Here is a 10177-nt window from a genome sequence, read left to right as displayed (position 1 = left end):
ACGCTTTGTCAAAGCACACTTTAAATCTTGTTTTTGACCTTAATACCCCACCCCAGCCCTCCCCTTCGCAGGGGAGGGAGCAATCGGGTTTTCACTGCTGGAAGGGATTTCTGCCTGCCGGTTTCGCCGGTTCGGGTTTGGCGGTAGGTTCCACATCTTCTGTTTCATCCTGTGCCGCGTCGTTGGCTTCCTGTTCTGCTTTCAGTCTGGCGGCTTCGTCTGCGGCTGCTTTGTCCGCAGCGGCTTTATCGGCTGCCGCTTTTTCAGCGGCGGCTTTGGCGATGGCGGCTTTCTTCTCGGCTTCCAGTTGCTGTTGTAACGCCAGCAGTTGTTCCGGCGTGACGGCCGGATAGCCCTGCGCATCGTCAGGAATGGTATGTACCGCAGGAATCGGGATCAGCGGGCCGAGGAAGCGGGGTTCGCGTTTGAGCAGGTACAAATCGGTCAGCGCACCCAGACGGGCGAAGATCTCGCGGCTGCGCACGCTGAGCATATTTTTCGGGGAAGGGACGGCGAAACATTGCGCCTGAATCCCCATATGCAGCGCGATAAACAACGCCCGCTCACAGTGGAAACGCTGGGTGATGATGATGAAATCGTTGGTGTCGAAAACTTTGCGGGTTCTGACGATGGAATCGAGCGTGCGGAATCCGGCGTAGTCGAGCACGATATCGCTGGCGGGGATACCGGCGGCAATCAGGTCGCGGCGCATGGTGCTTGGCTCGTTATAACTTTGCTGCGCGTTGTCGCCACTCAGCAGCAGGTATTTCACCTTACCGCTGTTGTAGGCATTGATCGCACCCTGAATGCGGTACAGGTAATACTGGTTGATCACGCCGGTGCGGTAATACTTCGCGGTGCCGAGCACCACGCCGACCTGACGGTGTGGCAGGGTCTGCACCTCGTCATAAATGTAAGGCTGGGTGCGTATGCTTATCCACTGATCAAGCCCAATAGCGACCGCCAGCATCAGAATAATGATGCCGAAAACGCCAGCGATGAGTCGCTTAATCATAGGTATCCCTGTTATGACCAGATGGAAATCGGATCCAAGGCTACTTTACCTCTCCGGGCTTCGCAATACGTTGGCGTCCGCACCCACCGGTTTCGCGGGTTTTTTCAGCACTTTTCAGCGAATTACTTTTGAATCTGCGCGACGCGCTGCAATTTGAGTGAAAAAAAAGACCAATGCACAAGGCATTGGTCCCGATCAGTGTCTGACTGTTTTTCCGGCGATTATCAGAAAGACGTGCGCTTATAGCTGCGGTATTGCGGTGCCCAGAAGTTGTGCTCAATCGCTTTCGACAGCGAGTCTTCTGATGTCACCATGGCGACGCCCTGCAACTGCGCGGCTTTACCGACGGCCATCGCGATGCATTTGGACACGCCCTGAATGTCGTCCACATCCGGTAACAATGAACCTTTACCTTCCGTCGCCAGCGGGGAACATTCTGCCAGCGTCCGGCTCGCGGCCATCAGCATACCGTCGGTCACGCGTGTCGCACCGGAGGCAATCACCCCCAGCCCGATACCCGGGAAGATGAAGGAGTTATTGCACTGTGCGATAGGGTACAGCGTGCCTTTGTGGCTGACCGGTGCAAACGGGCTGCCGGTGGCCACCAGCGCCGCGCCATCCGTCCAGTTAAGGATATCGGCAGGTGTCGCTTCCACGCGGGATGTCGGGTTGCTCAGCGGCATCACCACCGGACGCGCACAGTGTTTGTGCATCTCGCGGATGATTTCTTCGGTGAACAGGCCCGGCTGGCCGGAAACACCGATCAGCACGGTCGGTTTGGCGTTACGCACCACATCCAGCAGGGAAACGCTGTCGCTTTCCATTCCCCAGCTTGCCAGTGCGCTGCTTTTCTGCACCAGTTTGCTCTGGAAATCCAGCAGGTTAGGCAGTTTGTCGGTCAGCAGACCAAAACGATCCACCATAAAGACTTTGGCGCGGGCTTCTTCTTCGCTCAGACCTTCAGACTTCATCTGCGCCACGATCTGTTCGGCGATACCACAACCGGCAGAACCCGCACCGAGGAAGGCGACGGTCTGATCACTCAGCTTGCCACCGGCGGCTTTGCTGGCGGCAATCAGGCTGCCCAGCGCCACGGACGCGGTGCCCTGAATATCATCGTTAAAGCAGCACAGCTCATCACGGTAACGTTCGAGGATCGGCATGGCGTTCTTCTGCGCGAAATCTTCAAATTGCAACAGCACATTCGGCCAGCGGATTTTCACTGCCTGAATAAACTGATCGACGAAGGCTTCGTATTCTTCGCCGGTGATGCGCGGATGACGCCAGCCCATGTACAGCGGGTCATTCAGTAATTGCGGATTGTTGGTACCGGCATCCAGCACCACCGGCAGGGTATACGCCGGGCTGATGCCGCCACAGGCGGTATACAGCGAAAGTTTACCAATCGGGATCCCCATGCCGCCGATGCCCTGATCGCCCAGGCCGAGGATGCGTTCGCCGTCGGTCACCACCACCACTTTGACGTGTTGTTTGGTGGCGTTTTGCAGCATGTCATCGATATGAGCGCGGTTCGGGTAGGAGATAAACAGGCCACGGGCGCGGCGATAAATATCAGAAAAGTGTTCACAGGCTTCGCCGACGGTCGGCGTATAAATCACCGGCATCATTTCGCTGAGATGGCTGTCCAGCAGACGGTAAAACAGCGTTTCGTTGGTATCCTGAATGTTTCTCAGATAGACGTGTTTATCGATGTCGTTTTTGAAATTTTGAAACTGGCGGTAGGCGCGGTCGGCCTGCTCTTCAATGGTTTCCACCGCTTCCGGCAGTAAACCGTGAAGGTTAAAGTTGCTGCGCTCTTCTTCAGTAAAAGCACTGCCTTTGTTCAGTAACGGAAACTCTAACAGAATCGGACCAGCATGCGGGATGTACAGGGGACGTTTACTTTCGTATTCAAGTTCCATCGTTTTACTCTTCCGGTTTTCAGAATGTGTTTTTTATATTTCGGCGCGTTGAAGGGTAACAGAGAGGAAATAAGGATTTCAAATGACAAACGTAATGACAATGTTATGTAACTAAAGACTCCGGAAACGAAGTCTTTAGTGTTAACCCGCTCACGTTTTCAGCAGGTCAGCGTGGTGATATCTTCACAGCCCAGCGCGTTTAAGGTGGCGCGTGTGGCATCGTTTTGGGTGATCAGCGCATCCGTTTGCTCGACCAGCACGGCGCGGCGAACGTTCAGGCAATCTTCCCCGGACATGTTCAGCAGAATTAACGCCGCCTGCAGCGGAGGCAGGCTCGGGTTGAACGCGGCGTTTTCCGCATAACGGCCAGCAAACTGTTTGCCACTGGATGTTTCCAGCGCCACACCGCTGTGAGATTTACTGTAAGGCGCATGGCTCTGGTTGCAGGCATCCAGCGCCAGCAGGGCCAGCGGGTCTGCGTTTTCCAGTGTGTAGCCATGGTCTACTTTGTCCATCAGCAGGGTGGTGATGTCCAGATCCTTCGGGCCGAAGGAGTGGGGCAGGTAATCGCCCAGCGTAGCCACGTCACGATCGGGCAGATGGATATCCAGCGCGGTGCCGCTGGTCAGTTCATTCATAAACTGACGACAATGTCCGCACGGGGTGTAATTCACGGTGATGGAAGCCAGACGGGTTTCCCCGCGCAGCCAGGCGTGAGTCACGGCGGACTGTTCGGCATGAACGGTTTGCTGCATCGGCGCACCGGCGAATTCCATATTGGCACCGAAATAAAGGTTGCCGGAAATTCCGCGTGCAACTGCACCGACGTTGAAATGAGAAATTGGCGTAACGGAACAGGCCGCAGCCAGAGGCAACAGGGCAAATGCCAGCGCGTCATCGTCCAGCCCGGTCGCCTGTTTTACCTGCGCAACGTCAGCCGCGGTGAGCATTGCCGGGAAGTCATCATGACGCAGAAACGGCTCAAGCGCGGAGGATAAATTTTCAGGGAGTGCCGCAAAGGCGGTGTGAAAACGTGCGTGCATAAACATTCGATCTCGCAGTGATTACGGTTGAACAGTGTAAAAGTCATTACATGAACGTAGTGTGACGAATGTCACTTTTTCGATGTAATAAGTTCTGCTTCGTTGCATATTTGGGAGATGTCACGCATAAACGCCGCCTTTTCAGACGGCTGTCAAAAAAGGATGACGCGGAATCAGTGAGCCGGGAACCACTTGTCATTGATCTTCTGAAACTCGCCGTTGGCTTTGATCCCTTCCAGTGCCGCATTCAGCCTGGACAGCAGTGCCGTATTATCAGGACGTACTGCCATGCCGACGCCGGTACCAAAGTATTGCGGATCTTTAATCACTTCGCCCACTTCACCGAGATTCGGGTTGGATTTCAGCCAGCCATTCAGCACGGCGGTGTCACCTAACAGCCCGTCCAGACGACCACTTTTCAGATCCAGAATCGCGTTCTGGTAGCTGTCGTAGCCGACGGTGGTGATTTCAGGATGCTTTTCCATCAGGTATTTCTGATGCGTGGTGCCGTTTTCCAGACCAACACGTTTCCCTTTCAGATCCGCAACCGACGAGAATTTGCCTTTCGGCCCGATGATCATCGCGGTATTGGCGTAGTAAGGCTGGGTGAATGTCACCTGTTTGCTGCGCTCTTCGGTGATATCCATTCCGGAAATAATCACGTCGAAACGACGGAATTTCAGTGCCGGGATCAGGCCGTCAAACGGCTGGTTGGTGAAGGTACAGGTTTCCTGCATCTGCTTGCATAAGGCGTTCGCCAGATCGATATCAAAACCAATAATCTGGTTATCAGCACCGATGGATTCAAACGGCGGATAAGTGGCGGAAGTGCCGAAACGGATGGTATCTGCGGCGGTGGCAGCAAACGCAGTGGCAGACAAGAGAGCAGCGAGGATGAGCTTTTTCATGCAATACATTCCTGTTCAAAAAATGACATTCCCTTCGCGATTCAGTTTACTGATTTCATTGATGTAATCGGGTAACTGGCAGGAAGTGAAACCTGTCGGTTAAGTTGCCATTAAATGAATTTGTATGCAATAAATTTGATTAAAAAATTACGAAGGTGAGTGGGGAGGTTTTTCACCGGCATAAAAAAAGGGACGATTTCTCGTCCCTTCAGTTTCGACTCTGAGAATCAGTTGCGACGTTCAAACGCCAGCGCACGACGTTCTATCAGACGCATCATCAGGGTCAGCAAGCCGTTCACGCACAGATAAACCAGACCGGCCGCGCCAAACACCATGACGTCATAGGTACGGCCATACATCAGCTGGCTGTGACCCATCACGTCCATCAACGTAATGGTGTACGCCAGCGAAGTACTTTTGAACACCAGCACCACTTCGTTGGAATACGACGACAGCGCGCGTTTAAAGGCATACGGCAGCAAAATGCGCAGGGTTTGCGGTTTCGACATGCCGAGCGCGTTACACGACTGCCACTGGCCCGACGGGATCGCGCGCACCGCACCGGTAAACAGCTGCGTGGTATAGGCCGCGCTGTTCAGTGCCAGCGCAAACATCGCGCAAAGCCACGGCTGAGACAACACTTCCCATAACCACGGAATTTCACGGATCGACGGAAACTGACCCGGACCGTAGTAAATCAGGAAGATTTGTACCAGCAACGGCGTGCCGGTAAACAGCGTGATATAACCTTTGACGATCTGGCTGGCCACCGGCACTTTCAGCGTGAGGATCACGGTGAAAATCATCGCCAGCAGCAGCGCGACAATCAGCGCCGCCACGGTCAGTGTCAGGCTGGTGTGCAATCCTTTCAGGACTTCAGGTAAATATTCCCACATCAGGAAGCACTCCGTTCAAAGCGGGTAGTACGCAGTTCGATGCGTTTAATCACGAACTGGCTGAACAGGGTGACAAGCAGATAAATAGCCGCCGCAATCACATACCAGGTAAAGGGTTCCTGCGTACGGGTGGCGATGCTTTTGGTTTGCAGCATCAGGTCATTCACACTGATCAGCGACACCAGCGCGGTGTCTTTCAGCAGCACCAGCCACTGATTGCTCAGACCCGGTAATGCATGACGCCACATCTGCGGCATAATCAGACGGAAGAAAATCGCCGACTTTTTCATGCCCAGCACCTGACCGGATTCCCATTGGCCTTGCGGCACGGCTTTCAGTGCGCCGCGCAAGGTCTGCGATGCGTAAGCCGAATACAGCAGGGAAAGGGCGATCACACCACACACAAACGGGCTGACTTCGAAGTTCTCAATCGGCAGCTTGATCGGGATGGCGAACAGGCCGAGGTTGATGCTGAAGCCATCGGCCAGCACCATCAGCAGCTGTGAGGAACCAAAATAGATGAACAGCACCACCAGAATTTCCGGCAGACCGCGCAGCACGGTGACCCACGCGGTGCCCAGCCAGCTAAGCGGCTTCCACGGCGCGGATTCCCAGACAGCGAAAATCATCGCCAGCACCAGGCCGAGGATCAGCGCACAAACGGCAAGGCCGACGGTCATCCCGGCGGCGCTTGCTAAAGGTTGGAATTCAGTCATTGATAGGCAAACTTATTGCTGGAACCATTTTGAATACAGCGTCTTGTAAGTGCCGTCAGCTTTCACTTTTGCCAGCGCATCATTCAGTTTAGTCAGCAATTCAGTGTTGTTCTGACGAACAGCAACACCCAGACCGGTACCGAAATACGTCGGGTCAGTGACTTTGTCGCCGACAGCGGCCAGATTTTTGTTCTGTTTCAGCCATTCGTTCACCACGGCGGTGTCACCGAAGACCGCGTCCAGACGACCATTTTTCAGATCCAGCACGGCGTTCTGATAGCTGTCATACGGCACGGCAGTGATTTCAGGGTGCTTATCCATCAGGTATTTCTGATGGGTGGTGCCGTTCTGCATACCGACACGTTTGCCTTTCAGCGCCGCAACGTCAGTGAACTGACCGGAATGGGCGATGAAAATAGCGGAGTTGTCGTAGTACGGGTTGGTGAAAGCGACTTGCTTGAGACGTTCCGGCGTGATGTCCATACCGGAAATCACCGCGTCAAAACGACGGAATTTCAGGCTTGGGATCAGGCTGTCAAACGCCTGGTTGGTGAAGGTACAGGTGGCCTGCATCTCTTTACACATGGCGTTCGCCAGATCGACGTCGAAGCCCTGGATCTTGTTGCTGGAGTCGACAAACTCAAACGGAGGATAAGACGCTTCCATCGCGAAACGGATGGTATCAGCCGCGCTGGCTGACAAACTGACGGTGGCCAGAACCGCGGCAATTACTAATTTTTTCATCGCAAACTCCGTAGAAACATCAATCAATGTATTGATAAGAATACAGTTTAGTGGGAAAGGTAGCTGGCAAACTCTTTGGTTTGCGGCTGAGCGAAAATGGAGGCATCGCCTTGCTCAACAATGCGGCCATTTTCCATGTACACCACGCGGCTGGCGGTTTTACGCGCCACTTCCACTTCGTGGGTCACGATAACCTGTGTAATCCCGGTACCCGCCAGTTCGCGGATAATACTGACGATCTGGGCAGTGATTTCCGGGTCAAGCGCGGCGGTCGGTTCATCAAACAGCAGAACCTGAGGCTCCATCATCAGCGCACGGGCAATCGCCACACGCTGTTGCTGACCACCGGAAAGGTGTAAAGGAAAGCGATCGGCGTAATCGGTCAGGCGCAGACGGGTCAGCAGTTTCTGGGCACGTTGCATCGCGACATCTTTGGTCAGTCCCAGAACACGGATCGGGGCTTCCAGTAAGTTGTCGAGTACGGTGCGGTGCGGCCACAGGTTGTATTGCTGGAATACCATGCCGACGTTCTGACGCAGTTCGCGAACGGCTTTTTCATCCGGCTTGCGGGTGAAATCGAAGGTGTTACCGGCGATATGCAATGTGCCTGAACGCGGCATTTCCAGCAGGTTCAGAACACGTAACAGGGAGCTTTTGCCTGCACCACTTGGCCCGAGTAAAACCAAAGTTTCACCGGCAGGGCAGTCGAGCTGGATGTCAAAAAGCGCCTGATGCACGCCGTAGAAGCAGTTGATGCTATTAAGTTGAATACTCATGCGCAAATAGTGAATAGCCATTGATGCCGCAGATGGTAACTTCCACAGCATAGTTATGCAACGATCGCGGCTTAAAAATTATGTGTTGCCGCAGGAATGCCAAAGTGTAGCACAACATATTGTTAACTAACTGTGACGGGGGTGTTGGTCAATGGCGTTATTCATCATTGACCAACATTTTCGTGTGGGGTTTTTAGAAAGCTGAACGGGTTACTGGTTTTCTAAAACCTGACGCAGCGTGCCGCTGGAAGCGAAATCGAGATTGGCCATATACCGCACGTCATCGACCGTCCAGCATGTGCCTTCCCGCACCATCAGCACTTCATCTTTCCAGCGGGTTGACGCGCCTTTGTCTTTCTCATGCGTGAAGGTCACGCGCAGAGGAATGTTGCGGGCGTCGGTATTTGGAATGGTGGAGGCGTCGTCAACGGAGGCGGACGTCGGGCCGTCAAACAGGCTGGAGAAAATGTCACCATCGCCGGAGCCGGCACCGGTTTTTTCGTTGGGTGAAGCCGCAATATCCACTTTCGGTTGTGACCGTGCTTTCAGCAGGGCGTCATATAACGCGGTGCTCAGATAAGGACGGTACGCCGCAAGCTGGCTGGCATTCGGTATTCCGCTGCCGCCTTGTTTAATGCGCAAATCATAGAATTGCTGAGCCACGCTGTCAGGGCCGCCGTCGACACACGGTGCGGTACGGCTGCCGATATCCTTATACGCAGGTTCTACCGTGGTGCAGGCATTTAACATCAATACAAACGGGATTGCGGCGAGCAGAGTTTTCTTTTTCATCGTATTCCTTACTGAAAGATTGAACGTTTTCACCATGACTTTCTTTACCATACAGTATAAAACCGATTTGGCTTAATGCATGGCGCAGAGAAAAACAGTCACCGGCAATACCTTGATCTCTCACGCATGGTTTATGCTGTGGATGAACGCTGCGCTTCAACGTGGACGACAACTGATAAGGAATACTCATGCAAATTTCAACCACCCCGACCCTCGAAGGTTTCACCATTGCTGAATATTGTGGCGTGGTGACAGGCGAAGCGATTTTAGGCGCGAATATTTTCCGTGATTTTTTCGCGGGTGTGCGCGATATCGTCGGCGGACGTTCCGGCGCTTATGAAAAAGAGCTGCGCAAGGCGCGTGAGATTGCTTTCCGTGAGCTGGAAGAACAGGCGAAAGAACGCGGAGCCAACGCGGTTGTCGGCATCGACATCGATTACGAAACCGTGGGTAAAGACAGCAGCATGCTGATGGTCAGCGTGTCCGGCACCGCAGTGATCGTACACCGCAAATGATGTGCCGCCGTCTGTCATGCGGCTTACTGGCCGCCGCCTTGCTGTTGCTGGCGGGGTGTCAGGGTGCCAGCGAAAAAGCCAAAGACGCGCCGTTCCGGTTGGAAACGGCACGGCAGGCGCAGGGCGCGGATCAGCGGATCCGTTTTCTGGTGATCCATTACACCGCCGAAGATTTCAACAACGCATTAAATACGCTTACAGATGAACACGTCAGCGCGCATTACCTCATTCCGGCGCAACCGCCCTTTGAAGACGGTAAACCGGTGGCGTGGCAACTGGTGCCGGAAAATAGGCGCGCCTGGCATGCGGGTGCCAGCGGCTGGCGCGGGCGCACCAATCTCAACGACACGTCGGTCGGCATTGAGCTGGAAAATAAAGGCTACAGCAGGCATCTGCTCGGCAAAAAATTCTATCCGTTCCCGCCTGCGCAAATCGATTTGCTGGCAAATCTGAGTCAGGAGATTGTCACGCGATATCAGATTGAACCGCGCAATGTGGTGGGACACAGTGATATCGCCCCGCAGCGCAAGGATGACCCCGGCCCGCTGTTTCCGTGGCAGGAAATGGCTGAACGCGGGATTGGGGCGTGGCCGGATACGGCGCGGGTGAATCACTCTCTGGCGGGACGTAATCCGCAGCAACCGGTCGATCAGACACAATTACTGGGGCTGCTGAAAGACTACGGCTATCCGGTGAGTGATGACATGACGCCGGAACAGCAGCGGCGGGTGATCGCCGCGTTCCAGATGCATTTCCGTCAGAGTGATTACCGCGGTCATGCGGATGCCCAGACGCAGGCCATCGCGCAGGCGTTATTAGTGCAGTATCCGGATAAGAATGACTGAAATCA

At 54.2% G+C, this 10177-nt stretch carries 11 protein-coding genes; 2 read left to right on the top strand and 9 right to left on the bottom strand.

Translation table 11 applies throughout. The features are described 5' to 3' along the window. Positions 1-91: 91 nt before the first annotated feature. From sanA to EYY67_RS13700, 9 genes are all read right to left on the bottom strand, one after another. Positions 92-1015, bottom strand: coding sequence for an outer membrane permeability protein SanA (sanA, locus tag EYY67_RS13740; protein WP_119822204.1), 924 nt, complete (start codon positions 1013-1015; stop codon positions 92-94). Between the two features lie 224 nt (positions 1016-1239). Further along, the gene (locus tag EYY67_RS13735; RefSeq protein ID WP_095922683.1) at positions 1240-2937 is read right to left on the bottom strand and encodes an NAD-dependent malic enzyme; all 1698 of its coding nucleotides are present in this window, start codon (positions 2935-2937) and stop codon (positions 1240-1242) included. 158 nt (positions 2938-3095) lie between these two features. Continuing rightward, entirely contained in the window at positions 3096-3980 is an 885-nt protein-coding gene (gene cdd / locus EYY67_RS13730) for a cytidine deaminase (protein WP_095925170.1), read from the bottom strand. Between the two features lie 173 nt (positions 3981-4153). Beyond that, on the bottom strand, positions 4154-4888 hold the full coding sequence (locus EYY67_RS13725; protein ID WP_095922682.1) for an arginine ABC transporter substrate-binding protein: 735 nt from the start codon (positions 4886-4888) through the stop codon (positions 4154-4156). Between the two features lie 227 nt (positions 4889-5115). After that, entirely contained in the window at positions 5116-5784 is a 669-nt protein-coding gene (artM, locus tag EYY67_RS13720) for an arginine ABC transporter permease ArtM (RefSeq protein ID WP_095922681.1), read from the bottom strand. After that, complete coding sequence (gene artQ, locus EYY67_RS13715; protein WP_095922680.1) at positions 5784-6500, bottom strand: arginine ABC transporter permease ArtQ; 717 nt, start codon at positions 6498-6500, stop codon at positions 5784-5786. Before artQ ends, artM begins: the two co-directional genes overlap by 1 nt. A 12-nt stretch (positions 6501-6512) precedes the next feature. Beyond that, positions 6513-7244 (bottom strand): arginine ABC transporter substrate-binding protein, encoded by a 732-nt coding sequence (gene artJ, locus EYY67_RS13710; RefSeq protein ID WP_119822205.1) that lies wholly within the window; start codon positions 7242-7244, stop codon positions 6513-6515. A 47-nt stretch (positions 7245-7291) separates the two neighbouring features. After that, entirely contained in the window at positions 7292-8020 is a 729-nt protein-coding gene (artP, locus tag EYY67_RS13705; RefSeq protein ID WP_095925169.1) for an arginine ABC transporter ATP-binding protein ArtP, read from the bottom strand. A gap of 210 nt (positions 8021-8230) precedes the next feature. After that, positions 8231-8812, bottom strand: coding sequence for a lipoprotein (locus EYY67_RS13700; RefSeq protein WP_131693734.1), 582 nt, complete (start codon positions 8810-8812; stop codon positions 8231-8233). A gap of 188 nt (positions 8813-9000) precedes the next feature. Between EYY67_RS13700 and EYY67_RS13695 the strand changes: the two genes are divergently transcribed. Beyond that, positions 9001-9327 (top strand): heavy metal-binding domain-containing protein, encoded by a 327-nt coding sequence (locus tag EYY67_RS13695; RefSeq protein ID WP_013574757.1) that lies wholly within the window; start codon positions 9001-9003, stop codon positions 9325-9327. Further along, positions 9324-10172, top strand: a complete 849-nt coding sequence (locus tag EYY67_RS13690; protein ID WP_131693733.1) for an N-acetylmuramoyl-L-alanine amidase — start codon at positions 9324-9326, stop codon at positions 10170-10172. The genes EYY67_RS13695 and EYY67_RS13690 overlap by 4 nt, the downstream gene beginning before the upstream one ends. The last annotated feature ends 5 nt before the right edge of the window (positions 10173-10177 follow it).

The sequence above is a fragment of the Rahnella victoriana genome, from assembly GCF_004330295.1.
GTDB classification, from domain to species: domain Bacteria; phylum Pseudomonadota; class Gammaproteobacteria; order Enterobacterales; family Enterobacteriaceae; genus Rahnella; species Rahnella victoriana.
Note: the sequence above shows the minus strand (reverse complement) of the source record. Positions and strands in the feature narration are given on the sequence as shown.